Origin of the sequence: Pseudomonas sp. NFR02, assembly GCF_900119375.1 — a bacterium.
Taxonomy (GTDB): Bacteria; Pseudomonadota; Gammaproteobacteria; order Pseudomonadales; family Pseudomonadaceae; genus Aquipseudomonas; species Aquipseudomonas paracarnis.
On record NZ_FPJJ01000006.1, the window covers coordinates 72,294 to 88,150 of the forward strand.

Annotated in this window: 15 protein-coding genes and 1 pseudogene; 8 read left to right on the forward strand and 8 right to left on the reverse strand. The window is 60.8% G+C overall.

The window, feature by feature from the left end:
* The first annotated feature begins 34 nt into the window (after positions 1–34).
* Positions 35–1,603: a phospholipase D family protein gene (locus BT199_RS18435; protein ID WP_072435240.1), complete on the forward strand. Its 1,569-nt coding sequence runs from the start codon at positions 35–37 to the stop codon at positions 1,601–1,603.
* A 125-nt stretch (positions 1,604–1,728) separates the two neighbouring features.
* Here the strand turns inward: BT199_RS18435 and BT199_RS18440 are convergent, their stop codons facing one another.
* Both BT199_RS18440 and BT199_RS18445 read right to left on the reverse strand, forming a co-directional pair.
* Positions 1,729–2,871, reverse strand: a complete 1,143-nt coding sequence (locus BT199_RS18440; RefSeq protein ID WP_072435241.1) for an MFS transporter — start codon at positions 2,869–2,871, stop codon at positions 1,729–1,731.
* Positions 2,872–3,048: 177 nt separating this feature from the next.
* Entirely contained in the window at positions 3,049–4,542 is a 1,494-nt protein-coding gene (locus tag BT199_RS18445) for an aldehyde dehydrogenase (RefSeq protein WP_003195472.1), read from the reverse strand.
* 230 nt (positions 4,543–4,772) lie between these two features.
* Here BT199_RS18445 and BT199_RS18450 point away from each other — a divergent pair, with 230 nt between their 5' ends.
* Positions 4,773–5,135 (forward strand): cupin domain-containing protein, encoded by a 363-nt coding sequence (locus tag BT199_RS18450; protein ID WP_014720478.1) that lies wholly within the window; start codon positions 4,773–4,775, stop codon positions 5,133–5,135.
* Positions 5,136–5,287: 152 nt separating this feature from the next.
* Here BT199_RS18450 and rpmG read toward each other — a convergent pair whose 3' ends face one another.
* Both rpmG and rpmB read right to left on the reverse strand, forming a co-directional pair.
* Positions 5,288–5,443, reverse strand: a complete 156-nt coding sequence (gene rpmG, locus BT199_RS18455) for a 50S ribosomal protein L33 (protein ID WP_003176906.1) — start codon at positions 5,441–5,443, stop codon at positions 5,288–5,290.
* Positions 5,444–5,454: 11 nt separating this feature from the next.
* Positions 5,455–5,688 carry a 50S ribosomal protein L28 gene (rpmB, locus tag BT199_RS18460; protein ID WP_003176907.1) on the reverse strand — a complete coding sequence of 78 codons (234 nt, stop codon included), beginning with the start codon at positions 5,686–5,688 and terminating at the stop codon, positions 5,455–5,457.
* Between the two features lie 457 nt (positions 5,689–6,145).
* Here rpmB and BT199_RS18465 point away from each other — a divergent pair, with 457 nt between their 5' ends.
* On the forward strand, positions 6,146–7,738 hold the full coding sequence (locus tag BT199_RS18465; RefSeq protein WP_014720479.1) for an ABC transporter substrate-binding protein: 1,593 nt from the start codon (positions 6,146–6,148) through the stop codon (positions 7,736–7,738).
* Between the two features lie 54 nt (positions 7,739–7,792).
* On the opposite strand, the gene radC is transcribed toward BT199_RS18465, so the two are convergent.
* Complete coding sequence (gene radC / locus BT199_RS18470) at positions 7,793–8,467, reverse strand: RadC family protein (protein ID WP_014720480.1); 675 nt, start codon at positions 8,465–8,467, stop codon at positions 7,793–7,795.
* A gap of 142 nt (positions 8,468–8,609) precedes the next feature.
* Here radC and coaBC point away from each other — a divergent pair, with 142 nt between their 5' ends.
* The 4 genes and pseudogenes from coaBC (at position 8,610) to argB (ending at position 12,866) form a co-directional block, all read left to right on the forward strand.
* Entirely contained in the window at positions 8,610–9,818 is a 1,209-nt protein-coding gene (gene coaBC / locus BT199_RS18475) for a bifunctional phosphopantothenoylcysteine decarboxylase/phosphopantothenate--cysteine ligase CoaBC (RefSeq protein WP_003195481.1), read from the forward strand.
* A gap of 5 nt (positions 9,819–9,823) precedes the next feature.
* Entirely contained in the window at positions 9,824–10,279 is a 456-nt protein-coding gene (gene dut, locus BT199_RS18480) for a dUTP diphosphatase (protein ID WP_014720481.1), read from the forward strand.
* 254 nt (positions 10,280–10,533) lie between these two features.
* Positions 10,534–11,940, forward strand: a pseudogene (locus tag BT199_RS18485) (phosphomannomutase/phosphoglucomutase); the annotation flags it as partial.
* A gap of 20 nt (positions 11,941–11,960) precedes the next feature.
* Positions 11,961–12,866, forward strand: a complete 906-nt coding sequence (argB, locus tag BT199_RS18490; RefSeq protein WP_003213275.1) for an acetylglutamate kinase — start codon at positions 11,961–11,963, stop codon at positions 12,864–12,866.
* Between the two features lie 166 nt (positions 12,867–13,032).
* Here the strand turns inward: argB and pyrE are convergent, their stop codons facing one another.
* Positions 13,033–13,677 (reverse strand): orotate phosphoribosyltransferase, encoded by a 645-nt coding sequence (pyrE, locus tag BT199_RS18495; RefSeq protein ID WP_014720483.1) that lies wholly within the window; start codon positions 13,675–13,677, stop codon positions 13,033–13,035.
* Between the two features lie 82 nt (positions 13,678–13,759).
* On the opposite strand from pyrE, the gene BT199_RS18500 reads away from it, so the two are divergent.
* Entirely contained in the window at positions 13,760–14,539 is a 780-nt protein-coding gene (locus tag BT199_RS18500; RefSeq protein ID WP_003195493.1) for an exodeoxyribonuclease III, read from the forward strand.
* A 59-nt stretch (positions 14,540–14,598) separates the two neighbouring features.
* Here the strand turns inward: BT199_RS18500 and BT199_RS18505 are convergent, their stop codons facing one another.
* Both BT199_RS18505 and rph read right to left on the reverse strand, forming a co-directional pair.
* Positions 14,599–14,967 (reverse strand): DUF4870 domain-containing protein, encoded by a 369-nt coding sequence (locus tag BT199_RS18505; protein WP_003195495.1) that lies wholly within the window; start codon positions 14,965–14,967, stop codon positions 14,599–14,601.
* A 22-nt stretch (positions 14,968–14,989) separates the two neighbouring features.
* Entirely contained in the window at positions 14,990–15,712 is a 723-nt protein-coding gene (rph, locus tag BT199_RS18510) for a ribonuclease PH (RefSeq protein ID WP_003195497.1), read from the reverse strand.
* Positions 15,713–15,857: the final 145 nt, after the last annotated feature.

The window sequence follows — 15,857 nt, forward strand, 5'->3', positions numbered from 1 at the left end:
CCACAACCGCCCTGACCTGGAAGCAGTTTCCTTGATGATTCGACGGCTTTTACCGTTTTGCCTGCTGGCCGCCCTGGCCCTGGGCGGCTGCGCCACGGTCGACACCCCGCGCATCCCCAGCGATGCCCTGCCGGCGAAGGACTCCTCGTTCGGTCGCTCGATCCAGGCCCAGGCCGCCCCCTACCAAGGGCGCTCGGGCTTTCGTTTGCTGCCCAACAGCAGTGAAGCCTTCATGGCCCGCGCCGAGTTGATTCGCAACGCCCAGACCAGCCTCGACTTGCAGTACTACATCGTGCACGACGGCATCAGCACACGCATGCTTGTGGACGAACTGCTCAAGGCCGCCGACCGCGGGGTGCGCGTACGCATTCTACTGGACGACACCACCAGCGATGGCCTCGACCAGATCATCGCCACCCTCGCCGCCCATCCCAAGGTGCAGATACGCCTGTTCAACCCGCTGCACCTGGGGCGCAGCACCGGCGTTACACGCGCCATGGGCCGTGTATTCAACCTGTCGCTGCAACACCGGCGCATGCATAACAAGCTGTGGCTGGCCGATAACAGCGTGGCCATCGTTGGCGGGCGCAACCTGGGCGACGAGTATTTCGACGCCGAACCCAACCTGAATTTCACCGACATCGACATGCTCAGCGTCGGGCCGGTAGCCGAGCAATTGGGTCACAGCTTCGACCAGTACTGGAACAGCGCCCTGAGCAAGCCTATCGATGACTTCGTCTCGAACAAACCCTCCAAGGTCGACCTCGCCGTCGCCCGCGGGCGCCTTGAAGCCTCCCTGGCTCAGTCCCGTCAGCAGAACCACGCGCTGTATAACCGCCTGCGCACTTACCAGACCCAGCCCCGCATGGACATCTGGCGCCGCGAGTTGATCTGGGCCTGGAACCAGGCGCTGTGGGACGCACCGAGCAAGGTACTGGCCAGGGCAGACCCCGACCCCCGACTGCTGCTGACCACTCAGCTGGCGCCAGAGCTGGCGGGTGTCAGCCATGAGCTGATCATGATTTCGGCTTACTTCGTACCGGGCCAACCTGGGCTGGTCTACCTCACAGGGCGTGCCGATGCGGGTGTTTCGGTGCGCCTGCTGACCAACGCCCTCGAAGCCACCGACGTACCGGCCGTGCACGGCGGTTATGCGCCGTATCGCAAGGCACTGCTGGAGCACGGGGTGAAGCTCTATGAGCTGCGCCGGCAGCCGGGCGACCCCAGCGCAAGCAGCGGCCCGCACCTGTTTCGGCATGGCAGCTGGCGCGGCTCGGACTCCAGCCTGCACAGCAAGGCGATGATTTTCGATCGAGAAAAGTCGTTTATCGGCTCATTCAATTTCGACCCGCGCTCAGTGCTGTGGAACACCGAAGTCGGCGTACTGGTGGACAGCCCCGAACTGGCCGAACACGTGCGCAACCTGGCGCTGGAAGGTATGGCGCCAGCGTTGAGCTATGAGGCCAAACTGCAGGACGGCCAAGTGGTGTGGGTGACAGAAGACAACGGCCAGATGCACACTCTGACGCGCGAACCGGGCAGTTGGTGGCGGCGGTTCAACGCCTGGTTCGCCACCAGTGTTGGCCTGGAACGCATGCTCTAATACCCCTGCGGATCACCTGTGGGAGCCGGGCTTGCCCGCGATAGCGGTGTGCCAGACAACAAATCCGCTGGCTGACAAACCGTCATCGCAGGCAAGCCAGCTCCCATATTGGCCGCGTTTAAAGGTCAGGCCGGCTGCGTAGCGCCGAAAGCCCCCTGGCGCAGCAACAGCACCACCAAACCCAGCGCCCCGGCGGCCATCAGCAGCGGTAGCGCATGCCCGCTGATCCACTGGCTGCCCGCTCCTGCCACCAGCGGCCCGATCAGGCAGCCAATGCCCCACAGCTGCGCCACGTGAGCGTTGGCACGCACCAACGCATCGTCGCGGTAGCGCTCGCCAATCAAAATCAGCGACAAGGTAAACAAACCGCCGGCACTGGCGCCGAACAGCACCCACACCGGCCAGATCAGCAAGGTGTGCATCAATAACGGCACCGCCAGGCTCGACGCCAGCAACAGCAGTGCACAGGCCAGAAACAGAGTGCGTCGCGGCAGGTAGTCGGCCAGCGCGCCAATGGGCAATTGCAGCAACGCATCGCCCACCACCACCGTGCTGACCATCGCCAAGGCGATCTCAGCGGTAAAACCCTGTTGCAGGCAGTACACCGGCAACAACGTCAGAATCATCGCTTCGAAGGCAGCGAACAACGCCACAGCCCAGGCAATCGCCGGCAGGCCCAGGCAAAAGCGCCACAGGTCGCCAAAGGTCACGCTGAACGAATCCGCCGTCGGCGCGCCGGTACGTCCCAGCAACAGCAGCGGCGCCAGCACCAAAAGGCCCGCGCCGACCCAGAAGCCGTAGTCATGGTCGGTGCCAATCAGGCCCAACAGCAACGGCCCCGACAGTTGGCTCAAGGCATAACTGCAGCCGTAGAGCGCCACCAGCCGGCCACGCCACTGCTCGACCACCAGTTGGTTGATCCAGCTTTCGCCAAGGATGAATACGATGGTCAGGATCACCCCGATCATCAGCCTGAGCACCAGCCACACCGGGTAGCTGGGCAGGATCGCCAGCAAGCCGATGGACACCGCACCGGCCCACAGGCACAGGCGCATCAGGTTGGCAGTGCCGAGCCAGGACGCCATGCGGCTGGAGATCTTGGCGCCCAGCAGTACGCCGAATGCCGGCATCGCCGCCATCACGCCAATGGCGAAACTGCCATAACCCCAACCTTCAAGACGCAAGGATACCAACGGCATGCTGACACCCAGGGCCAGGCCAACGCTGAGTACCGAGGCCAGCACGGCGAAATATGTCGCCCAACGCATTGCCACGCTCCTGTGGATAATTCTGCTTCGCAAAACGAACTGTAGGAGCGAGCTTATGTGGGAGCTGGCTTGCCTGCGATACAGACGCCTCGGTGTGTCAGCCACACCTCAGTGATGCTATCGCAGGCAAGCCAGTTCCCACACAGGCTCGCTCCTACAGGGGATCAGCAGTGTTGCTTAGAGCTTGATCCAGGTCGCCTTCAGCTCGGTGTACTTGTCGAATGCATGCAGCGACTTGTCGCGGCCATTACCCGACTGCTTGAAACCACCGAACGGTGCGGTCATGTCGCCGCCGTCGTACTGGTTAACCCACACGCTGCCGGCGCGCAGAGCCTTGGCCGTCAGGTGTGCCTTGGAGATATCCGCCGTCCACACCGCCGCAGCCAGGCCGTATTGGGTGTCGTTGGCGATGGCGATGGCTTCTTCGGCGCTGTCGAAAGTGATCACCGACAGGACCGGGCCAAAGATCTCTTCCTGGGCGATCTTCATGGCATTGGTCACGCCGTCGAAAATCGTCGGCTCGACGTAGGTGCCGCCGGACTCTTCCAGGGTGCGCTTGCCACCCGCGACCAGCTTGGCGCCGTCGGCGTGGCCGGCTTCAATGTACGAAAGCACGGTGTTCATCTGCTGCGTATCCACCAACGCACCCACAGTGGTGGCTGGGTCCAGTGGATTGCCGGGTTTCCAGCCCTTGAGGGCCTCGATCACCAGCGGCAGGAAGGTGTCTTTGATCGAACGCTCGACCAGCAGGCGCGAGCCGGCAGTGCAGACTTCGCCCTGGTTGAAGGCAATGGCACTGGCGGCGGATTCGGCCGCCGCTTGCAGGTTCGGCGCGTCGGCAAACACGATGTTCGGGCTCTTGCCACCGGCTTCCAGCCATACACGCTTCATGTTCGACTCGCCGGAGCGGATCAACAGTTGCTTGGCGATCTTGGTGGAGCCCGTGAACACCAGGGTATCGACGTCCATGTGCACCGCCAGGGCGTTACCCACGGTGTGGCCATAGCCAGGCAGCACGTTGAACACGCCTTTTGGAATACCAGCCTCAACGGCCAACGCGGCGATGCGGATGGCGGTGAGCGGGGATTTTTCGGACGGCTTCAGGATGACAGAGTTGCCGGTGGACAGCGCCGGGCCGAGTTTCCAGCACGCCATCATCAACGGGAAGTTCCACGGCACGATGGCGCCAACAACACCGACGGGCTCGCGGGTCACCAGGCCCAGTTGATCGTGGGGCGTGGCGGCGACTTCGTCGTAGATCTTGTCGATCGCCTCGCCGCTCCAGCTCAGGGCTTGCGCCGCGCCGGGGACGTCGATGTTCAGGGAATCGCTGATGGGCTTGCCCATATCCAGGGTTTCAAGCAGCGCCAGCTCTTCGGCGTTAGCCTTGAGCAGCGCGGCGAAACGGATCATGACGGACTTGCGCTTGGCCGGTGCCAGGCGCGACCACACGCCGGAATTGAAAGTGGCACGCGCATTTTCCACGGCGCGCTGGGCATCGCTGGCATCACAGCTGGCGACAGTGGCCAGCAAGCGCCCATCCACCGGGCTGATGCATTCGAAGGTGTCACCGGAAACGGCGGCGGTGTATTCGCCATTGATATAGGCGCGGCCTTCGATTTTCAGAGCCTTGGCGCGTTGTTCCCAGTCGGCACGGGTCAGGGTGGTCATGCGAGTGTCCTCCTCTTATTGAATACAAGGGCCTGGGAGGTTTATCCCGGCGCCATCACGAATGCTTGCCCGACCAGCCTGCTGTTCGGCTCAAGGCAGCTGCCACCCTAAACCAGCGGCTGGGGATGTTTCAATATATTTGACATAACGGCGGCAAACGCCCTTGCGATGTTCATTTTAATAAACATAGACTTTGGACTCTCCAACCGCAGGCCAGACGGGAAATGCACATGAGCATCCAGGACATCGTCGATTTCAGCCAAGCCAACACCGCCCCCGAACGCTACCGCCCTGCCGCCGAGAAAATCCTCAAGGGCGATCCCGAGCAGACACTCTACAACCACTACAACAGCCCATGCGGCCAGATGAACGCCGGCGTCTGGGAAGGTGAAGTGGGCCAGTGGAAGGTCAACTACACCGAGCATGAGTACTGCGAGATCGTGCAAGGCGTGTCGGTGTTGCGTGATGCCGAGGGGAATGCCAAGACCCTGCGGGCAGGCGATCGCTTTGTGATCCCTGCCGGTTTCAGCGGTACCTGGGAAGTGCTGGAAGCGTGCCGCAAGATCTACGTGGTGTTTGAAGAGAAAGCCTGATCATTGATTGATCGACAACGGGACGCTGAGCGTCCGAGACGGCATTCCCACGCAGAGCGTGGGAACGATCAGCAAGCCTGATCACCAAACCCCAGGCAAAAAAAAGCCCGCATCGTGAGATACGGGCTTTTTTTCACAAGGAGGAAAATCAATTACTTGATTTTGCCTTCTTTGTAGATCACGTGCTTGCGAACGCGCGGGTCGAACATTTTCTTTTCGAGCTTGTCCGGGGTAGTACGCTTGTTCTTGTCGGTAGTGTAGAAGTGACCAGTACCGGCGCTAGAGATCATTCGAATCAATTCACGCATGATAGAGCTCCTTAGATCTTGCCAGCGGCGCGGATTTCGGCCAGCACGACAGTGATGCCACGCTTGTCGATAATACGCATGCCTTTAGCAGATACGCGCAGACGCACGAAACGTTTCTCTTCTTCAACCCAGAAGCGGTGATGCTGCAGGTTCGGCAGGAAACGACGACGGGTTTTGTTATTTGCGTGGGAAATGTTATTCCCAGTCACCGGACCCTTACCGGTAACTTGACAGACTCTCGACATGCCTCAGCCCTCTAAAACCACATGCCCAACCCGGCATGGGTTGGCCGCTTAATCTCTCAGTCATTTGGCGCCAGGCGCCGCGTTTCTTTAGGGTCTTACCGGCTACACCTACAGTGAAGGAACCGGGCCCCTAGAAAAGAGCGCTGCTTTATACCAGAAAGACCCCAGTGCAACAACAACCTGTGTACTTTTAGCAGCGTAAATCTTGGCCACAAGTGCCTGAACCGCTGCCAGGAGGGGCCGCTGTAACAGCCGACCGCTCGTCGCACAGAATGATTTACAACGCCTGCGGTCACAGGGAAGTGCACGGCGAAACACGCTGAGGCGCCATCAAAACAGCATTTTGGCCAAAAGCACAGGCAAAAATGGGCTAGTCATTTATCAATCAGACCTCTACGGTAGGCTTTTTCCAGACTGCACTCGCAGATGGGCCTTCGATCTGCACAGGAAACCGAATATGCGCCTCGCTGCCCTACCGCTATTGCTTGCCCCTCTCTTTATTGCGCCGATGGCCGTTGCGGCCACCAACTTGAGCGTATGCACCGAGGCCAGCCCCGAAGGCTTCGATGTGGTGCAGTACAACTCACTGACCACCACCAACGCCTCGGCCGACGTGCTGATGAACCGTTTAGTGGAATTCGACGCGGCCAGTGGCAAGTTGGTACCGAGCCTTGCAGACAGCTGGGAAGTGTCGCCCGATGGGCTGACGTACACCTTCAAACTGCACCCCGATGTGAAATTCCATCGCACCAGTTATTTCAGCCCAAGCCGCACCTTGACCGCCGAAGACGTGCGCTTCAGCTTCGAGCGCATGCTCGACCCGGCCAACCCGTGGCACAAGATCGCCCAGAGCGGCTTTCCTCACGCCCAATCCCTGCAATTGCCCACACTGGTCAAGAAAATCGACGCCCTTGACCCACTGACCGTGCGCTTCACCCTCGACCATGCCGATTCCACCTTCTTACCAGCACTGAGCATGGGCTTTGCCTCGATCTATCCGGCTGAATATGCCGATAAATTGCTCAAGGCCGGCACACCCGAGAAGCTCAACAGCCAGCCAATCGGCACCGGCCCGTTTGTGTTCGTGCGTTTCCAGAAAGATGCCGTGGTGCGTTACAAGGCCAACCCGGACTACTTCGCCGGCAAACCGGCGGTGGATAACCTGATTTTCGCCATCACCCCGGACGCCAACGTACGCCTGCAGAAGCTGCACCGCGATGAATGCCAGATCGCCCTGTCACCCAAGCCCCTGGATGTGGGCGAGGCCGAAAAAGACTCGGCGCTGAAGGTGGAAAAAACCGCCGCCTTCATGACCGCGTTCGTCGCCATCAACAGCCAGCACCCACCGCTGGACAAGCCCGAAGTGCGCCAGGCGATCAACCTGGCCTTTGATAAGGGCAGCTACCTCAAGGCCGTGTTCGAAGGCACCGCCGAAGCAGCCAACGGTGTCTACCCGCCGAACACCTGGAGCTATGCCAAGGAGTTGCCAGGCTACCCGCAGGACCTCGCCAAAGCCAAGGCGCTGCTGGGCCGCGCCGGGCTCAAGGACGGCTTCAAGACCACAATATGGACCCGCCCTACGGGCAGCCTGCTGAACCCCAACCCGAACCTCGGCGCCCAACTGTTGCAGGCCGACCTGGCCAAGGTTGGCATCCAGGCCGAGATTCGCGTGATCGAATGGGGCGAGTTGATCCGCCGCGCCAAGGCCGGCGAGCACGACTTGCTGTTCATGGGCTGGGCCGGCGACAACGGCGACCCGGATAACTTCCTGACGCCGCAGTTCTCATGCGCCGCGGTGAAGTCCGGCACCAACTTTGCCCGCTATTGCGACCCCACCCTGGATAAGTTGATCAGCGCGGGCAAAACCACCAGTGAGCAAGGTGTGCGCAGCAAGCTGTATCAGCAGGCCCAGGCGCAGATCCAGCAACAGGCGCTGTGGCTGCCACTGGCGCATCCGACGGCGTTTGCCTTGACCCGCAAGAACATCCAGGGGTACCAGGTAAGCCCGTTCGGGCGCCAGGACTATTCGAAAGTCAGCCTCAAGCCCTAAGGCACACTCCCACCTGTAGGAGCGAACTTGCTCGCTCCTACAGAGGCCGGACCGTTACAGCCAACCGTATTCAGCCATCGACAGCGGGTCGCCATCGCCCACGATGATATGGTCCAGCACCCGCACATCCACCACGTCCAGCGCCTTTTGCAGCAGCTTGGTCAATTTTCGATCAGCCGCGCTGGGCTCCGCGCTCCCCGACGGGTGGTTGTGGCACAGGATCAACGCCGCCGCGTTGTACGCCAAGGCGCGCTTGACCACTTGTCGCGGATAGACAATCGCAGCGTCGATGGTGCCCTGGGAAATGACCTCGAACCCCAGCACCCGATGCTTTGAGTCCAGAAACAGGCAGCCGAATATCTCATGGGGCTCATGGCGCAGCAGCGCCTTGAGGTACTCGCGCACGGCCAACGGGCTCTCCAGCACCGAGTCAGCCCGCAAGCGCTCAGCCAAGTGGCGCCGGGACATTTCCAGCACCGCCTGCAGTTGGGCGAACTTCGCCGGGCCCAGCCCCAGATGCTGGCTGAACAACGTCTGGCTGGCCTCCAGTAACGGGCGCAGGCCACCGAATTGCGCCAACAGATGGCGCGCCAGATCCACCGCACTTCGCCCGGCAACCCCCGTACGCAGGAAAATCGCCAACAGCTCGGCATCGGACAGGCTCGCTGCGCCGCCTTCCAATAATTTCTCCCGCGGACGCTCCGCCACGGGCCAATCACGAATACTCATCCCACCTCCCTGTATCTGCTCCGCTGTTGCCCGGCGGGCGCTGTGTTATCGTAGGGCCCTCTTTTTTGCCGGCGATTTCACCTGGGGAGGGGTCATCGCAGGCGTCACTGAACTGGCATCACTGAACTGGAAAGGCAAACCAATGCAGCGTCTGTATCGGAAACGCATCGTTCTCGGCGTCGGCGGCGGCATTGCCGCCTACAAGAGCGCAGAGTTGGTTCGCAGGCTCCTGGACCAGGGCGCCGAAGTGCGCGTGGTCATGACCCGTGGTGGCAGTGAGTTCATCACCCCGCTGACCATGCAAGCCCTGTCCGGCCACCCGGTTCACCTCGACCTGCTGGACCCGGCCGCAGAAGCCGCCATGGGCCATATCGAACTGGCCAAATGGGCCGACCTGGTGCTGATAGCCCCGGCCACTGCCGACCTGATCGCCCGCCTGGCCCAGGGCATTGCCGATGACCTGCTCACCACCCTGGTATTGGCCACCGACGCCACCGTCGCTATAGCACCGGCCATGAACCAGGCCATGTGGCGCGATCCGGCCACCCAGGCCAATACCCAACTCCTGCAAACCCGCGGCCTCAAGGTGTTCGGCCCGGCTTCCGGCAGCCAGGCCTGCGGCGACGTCGGCCTGGGCCGCATGCTCGAAGCCACGGACCTGGCGCAGTGCGCCGCCGAGTGCTTCCAGCATCTGGCCCTGACCGGCAAGCACGTGCTGATCACCGCCGGCCCGACCCAGGAAAACATCGACCCGGTGCGCTACATCACCAACCATAGCTCAGGAAAAATGGGCTTCGCGTTGGCAGAAGCTGCGGTCGAGGCAGGCGCACGGGTCACACTGATCACAGGTCCCGTGCATCTGCCGACCCCTGATCGCGTCACGCGGATCGACGTAGTCAGCGCCCGGGACATGTTGGCGGCCTGCGAAGCCGCCATTCCCTGCGACCTGTTTATCGCCTCGGCAGCGGTTGCGGATTACCGCCCGGAGGTCGTGGCCCCGCAGAAGCTCAAGAAAGACCCTACGAGCGGCGACGGCCTGCTCCTGCAAATGGTGCGTAACCCGGACATCCTGGCCACCATCGCAACCCGTCCAGACCGTCCGTTCAGCGTCGGTTTCGCTGCCGAGACCGAGCACCTGCTGGACTACGCCGCACGCAAACTGAAAGACAAAAACCTCGACCTGATCGTTGCCAATGATGTCGCCAACCCGAGCATCGGCTTCAACAGCGAGGAAAATGCGTGCAGCGTGATCGACCGCGAACTGCACGCCACCCTTTTCGCCCAGACCAGCAAGGGCAAGATTGCCCGCCAACTGATCTCTTTTATCGCCCAACGGCTGAACCAGGTTTAATGTCCATGCACGCTTTGCAAGCCAAGATTCTCGACCCACGCCTCGGCAACGAATTCCCTCTGCCGGCGTACGCCACGCCGGGTTCCGCCGGCCTGGACCTGCGCGCCATGCTCAAAGAGGACACCGTCCTTGAGCCGGGCCAAACCATCCTGATTCCCACTGGCCTGTCGATCTATGTCGGCGATCCTGGCTTGGCGGCGCTGATCCTGCCGCGCTCCGGCCTGGGTCACAAACATGGCATCGTGCTCGGCAACTTGGTCGGCCTGATCGACTCCGACTACCAGGGCGAGTTGATGGTGTCGTGCTGGAACCGTGGCCAGACTGCTTTCAACATCGCCGTCGGCGAGCGCATCGCCCAACTGGTATTGGTGCCGGTGGTGCAGGCGCATTTTGAATTGGTGCAGGAATTCGACGAAACCCAACGCGGCGCAGGCGGTTTTGGGCACTCCGGCAGTCACTGACTAAGCTGAACGTGGCCGGATGCAATCGTCCGGCCACGCGCCACCGCCCGGCTTTTCAGGATGAAGAATGCGCGGAAATAATCATCGAGATTTCTCTAATGAAATCAAAGGACTACGTAAAAATAATGCTAGCGCCGAAGCGCCGATGGCATTTTTACACCACGAACTCTCTGCCGAAAACGCCGTCATACCCTTCAGTTTGAGCCTGCCGGCCAGCCACATCAGGCCCGCCTTGCCCCCTTTCAGATGGAGTTTCCCCCGCGATGAGTACCGCAGCCCGCGTAGCCCCGACCTTTCCCGACAGCATTTTTCGCGCCTATGACATCCGTGGTGTGGTCCCCAAGACCCTGACCGCCGAAACCGCCTACTGGATCGGCCGCGCCATCGGCTCCCAGAGTCTGGCCCAAGGCGAACCCAACGTCTCGGTAGGCCGTGACGGCCGCTTGTCTGGCCCGGAGCTGGTCGAGCAACTGATCCAGGGCCTGGCTGACAGCGGCTGCCACGTCAGCGACGTCGGTCTGGTGCCAACCCCCGCGCTGTACTACGCCGCCAACGTACTGGCGGGCAAATCCGGGGTCATGCTTACCGGCAGCCACAACCCGTCGGACTACAACGGCTTCAAGATCGTCATCGCTGGCGACACCCTGGCCAATGAGCAGATCCAGGCCCTGCACACCCGCCTGAAGACCAACGACCTGACCCGCGGCACAGGGACCATCACCAAGGTTGACATCCTGCAACGCTACTCCGATGAAATCACCCGTGACGTCAAGCTCGCCCGCCGCTTGAAAGTCGTGGTGGACTGCGGCAACGGCGCAGCGGGTGTGATTGCCCCGCAATTGCTCGAAGCCCTGAACTGCGAAGTGATCCCACTGTTCTGCGAAGTGGACGGCAACTTCCCCAACCATCACCCAGACCCAGGCAAGCCGGAAAACCTGGTGGACCTGATCGCCAAGGTCAAGGAAGTGGGCGCCGACGTCGGCCTGGCCTTCGATGGCGACGGGGACCGTGTGGGCGTGGTGACCGAAACCGGCGAGATCGTGTTCCCGGACCGCCTGTTGATGCTGTTTGCCCGCGACGTGGTTGCGCGCAATGCCAACGCCGAGATCATCTTCGACGTGAAATGCACGCGTCGCCTGACGCCATTGATCAAGGAGTACGGCGGTCGCCCGCTAATGTGGAAGACCGGTCACTCGTTGATCAAAAAGAAAATGAAGGAAACCGGCGCGCTGTTGGCCGGTGAAATGAGCGGCCACGTGTTCTTCAAGGAGCGCTGGTTCGGGTTTGACGATGGTATTTACAGCGCCGCTCGCCTGCTGGAGATCCTCAGCAAGGAGAAATCCACGGCCGAAGAGCTGTTTCAGACCTTCCCGAATGATATTTCTACGCCAGAGATCAATATCCATGTGACCGAGGAGAGCAAATTCAGCATCATTGACGCATTGCACGATGCGCAATGGGGTGAAGGCGCCAACCTGACCACCATTGATGGTGTGCGAGTCGATTACGCCAAAGGCTGGGGCCTGGTTCGCGCGTCCAACACCACACCGGTGCTGGTCCTGCGTTTCGAGGCGGATACCGAGGCTGAGTTGCAGCGCATCAAGGACGTGTTCCACGCCCAGTTGAAACGTGTTGCCCCTGATCTCCAATTACCGTTCTGATTTTTTGCCCGGAGCCCTGAATGACCCTCGAACGCGAAGCCGCTGCCAACACCGCCAAGGTCCTGTCCGAAGCGTTGCCTTATATTCGACGCTACGTCGGCAAGACGCTGGTGATCAAGTACGGCGGCAATGCCATGGAAAGCGATGAGCTGAAAACCGGCTTTGCGCGCGACATCGTGCTGATGAAGGCCGTAGGGATCAACCCCGTGGTCGTCCACGGCGGCGGCCCGCAAATCGGCGACCTGCTCAAGCGGTTGTCCATCGAGAGTCACTTCATCGATGGCATGCGCGTCACTGACGCGCAAACCATGGACGTGGTGGAAATGGTCCTCGGCGGCCAGGTCAACAAAGACATCGTCAACCTGATCAACCGCCACGGCGGCAGCGCCATCGGCCTGACCGGCAAGGATGCGGAACTGATCCGCGCCAAGAAACTGACCGTGACCCGCAAGACGCCGGAGATGACCCAGCCGGAAATCATCGACATCGGCCAGGTGGGCGAAGTCATCGGCATCAACACCGATTTGCTCAACCTGCTGGTCAAGGGCGACTTCATCCCGGTAATTGCGCCGATCGGCGTGGGTGCTAATGGCGAGTCCTATAACATCAACGCCGATCTGGTAGCCGGTAAGGTGGCGGAAGCACTGAAGGCTGAAAAGCTGATGCTGCTGACCAACATCGCCGGCTTGATGGACAAGGAAGGCAAGGTACTGACCGGCTTGACTACCCAGCAGGTAGACGACCTGATCGCCGACGGCACCATCTACGGCGGCATGTTGCCGAAGATCCGTTGCGCACTGGAAGCGGTGCAGGGCGGCGTCGGCAGCTCGCTGATCCTGGATGGCCGCGTGCCAAATGCAATCCTGCTGGAAATCTTCACCGATACTGGTGTGGGCACGCTGATCAGTAACCGCAAGCGTCCTTAACCGCTGCAAAGCAAAAAGCCCCGCTCAATCGAATTGAGCGGGGCTTTTTGTTTGTACACAGTTCAAATGTGGGCGCTGGCTTGCCTGCGATGACGGCAGTACATTCTAAAATGCACCGCCTGACACACCGCTATCGCGGGCAAGCCCGCTCCCACAGGATTCAGTGTCAGACGCCGAACTGCTCGCGGTAGGCACGCACCGCCGGCAAATGCTGCTTGAGCTGCGGGTCATCTTCCAGGAACTGCAACACCTGGTTCAACGACACGATGCTCACCACCGGAATGCCGAAGTCACGCTCCACTTCCTGGATCGCCGACAACTCACCGTTGCCGCGTTCCTGGCGGTTCAAGGCGATCAGCACACCGGCAGCCTTGGCGCCGTCCTGGGAAGCGATGATCTGCATCACTTCACGGATAGCAGTACCCGCGGTGATCACGTCATCGATGATCAGCACCTCGCCGGTCAATGGCGCGCCGACCAGGCTGCCACCTTCACCATGGGCCTTGGCTTCCTTACGATTGAAACACCACGGCAAGTCCTGCCCGTGATGCTCCGCCAGCGCTACCGCCGTCGCCGCTGCCAGGGGAATACCCTTGTAGGCCGGGCCAAAGAGTACGTCGAAGGAAATACCGCTCTCAACGATGGCTGCCGCATAGAAACGGCCCAGCTGAGCCAGGGCCGAACCTGAGTTGAACAGGCCCGCATTGAAGAAGTACGGGCTGGTGCGCCCGGACTTGAGGGTGAACTCACCGAAGCGTAAAACGCCGCGATCGATGGCAAAACGAATGAAATCGCGCTGATACGCCTGCATGAAAAAAGCCTCAGATACCACGGATTTAGCTAATTGGGTGGACGGCGTGTATCATACACGCACGCGATTTTTGGGGCCATTTATGCGGATCATCAGTGTGAACGTTAATGGTATTCAGGCTGCAGTCGAGCGTGGTTTGCTCAGTTGGCTGCAAGCACAGAATGCCGACGTCATCTGCCTGCAGGACACCCGTGCCTCCGCCTTTGAACTGGACGACCCAGCCTTCCAACTGGATGGCTACTTCCTTTATGCCTGCGATGCCGAAGTGCCCACCCAAGGTGGCGTGGCTTTGTACTCGCGGTTGCAACCCAAGGCGGTCATCAGCGGCCTCGGCTTCGAGACAGCCGACCGCTACGGGCGTTACCTGCAAGCCGATTTCGACAAGGTCAGCATCGCGACCTTGCTGCTTCCTTCCGGGCAGAACGGCGATGAAGACTTGAACCAGAAATTCAAGCTAATGGACGATTTCGCCCGTTACTTGGATAAACAGCGACGTAAACGTCGCGAGTACATTTATTGTGGCTCGCTGTACGTGGCGCAACAGAAGCTGGATATCAAGAACTGGCGCGACAGCCAGCAATCCCCAGGCTTCCTGGCGCCGGAACGCGCCTGGATGGACGAGATTGTCGGCAACATGGGCTATGTCGATGCCCTGCGCGAAGTCAGCCGCGAAGGCGACCAGTACAGCTGGTGGCCAGATAACGAACAGGCTGAGATGCTCAACCTGGGCTGGCGTTTCGACTACCAGCTGCTGACCCCAGGCCTGCGCCGGTTCGTACGCAGTGCACGCCTGCCGCGCCAGCCGCGCTTCTCGCAGCACGCGCCGCTGATCGTGGACTACGACTGGACATTGACCATCTGAGGTCGTTTTCCAGGCACAAAAAAACCGACACTGATGTCGGTTTTTTTGTGGCCGTTCGGTTACTTGACCAGGCGCCAGGTCCACGGATAGCGATAGGCAATGCCTTTGTTGGCCTTGATACCGGCGATGATCGTCAGTATCAACGCCCCGATCACCAGCACGGTCATCAGCAAGAAGCCAACAACCACGAAGCCCAACAAGAGGCACACCAGCCAGGCGATCGCCACGGTGATCTGGAAATTCAGCGCCTCCTTGCCCTGGTCATCGATGAGCGGGTCCATGTCCTTCTTGAATTGCCACAGGATCAACGGCCCCAGCAAGCTGCCGAAGGGGAATACCAACCCCAGGAATGCCGCAAAATGACACAACATTGCCCACTGGCGTACTTCCTTGGACGGGGCCGGGACCGGCAACTGGCTGTCATTCATGGCGCTTCTCCTTGGGGCCGGCTCAGTCAGCCAGCGCGGCGTTCTGCAATTCAAAGATTTCGGTCATGCCTTTCTGGGCCAAGGCCAGCATGGCGTTCAGCTCAGCCGGCTGGAATGGCGCGCCTTCGGCAGTGCCCTGCACTTCGATGAAACCACCGGTGCTGGTCATGACCACGTTGAGGTCGGTCTCGGCGGCCGAGTCTTCCAGGTAGTCCAGGTCCAACACAGGCTCGCCCTGGTACATGCCAACCGACACAGCGGCGATCATCTGCTTGAGCGGGTCACCCGCTTTCAGGCCGCCACGCTTCTTGATCACTTTCAGTGCGTCGACCAGGGCCACCATGGCGCCGGTGATGGACGCCGTGCGGGTGCCGCCATCTGCCTGGATCACGTCGCAGTCGACGTAGAGGGTCACGTCACCCAGCTTGGACATATCCAGGGCAGCACGCAGGGAACGGCCGATCAAGCGCTGGATTTCCAGGGTACGCCCGCCTTGCTTGCCACGGCTGGCTTCACGCTGGTTACGCTCGCCCGTCGCGCGCGGCAGCATGCCGTATTCAGCGGTCAACCAACCCTGGCCCTGGCCCTTGAGGAAGCGCGGCACGCCGTTTTCGACGCTGACAGTGCAGATGACCTTGGTATCGCCAAACTCGACCAGTACGGATCCCTCGGCGTGTTTGGTGTAGTTGCGGGTGATGCGGATCGAGCGGAGCTGATCGGCAGCGCGACCACTTGGACGTTTCATAGGGGATACCTGTACTGAGGACGAAAAACTGCCGAGCATTATAGAGCCGCAAGCCGGTTCGGGGCACTTCTAAAAAATCCGGTTACCAATGCCAGGGTTTGGGCGCCTACCTCCCACTGCGCTACAATCCTGCGCCTCCAGACTG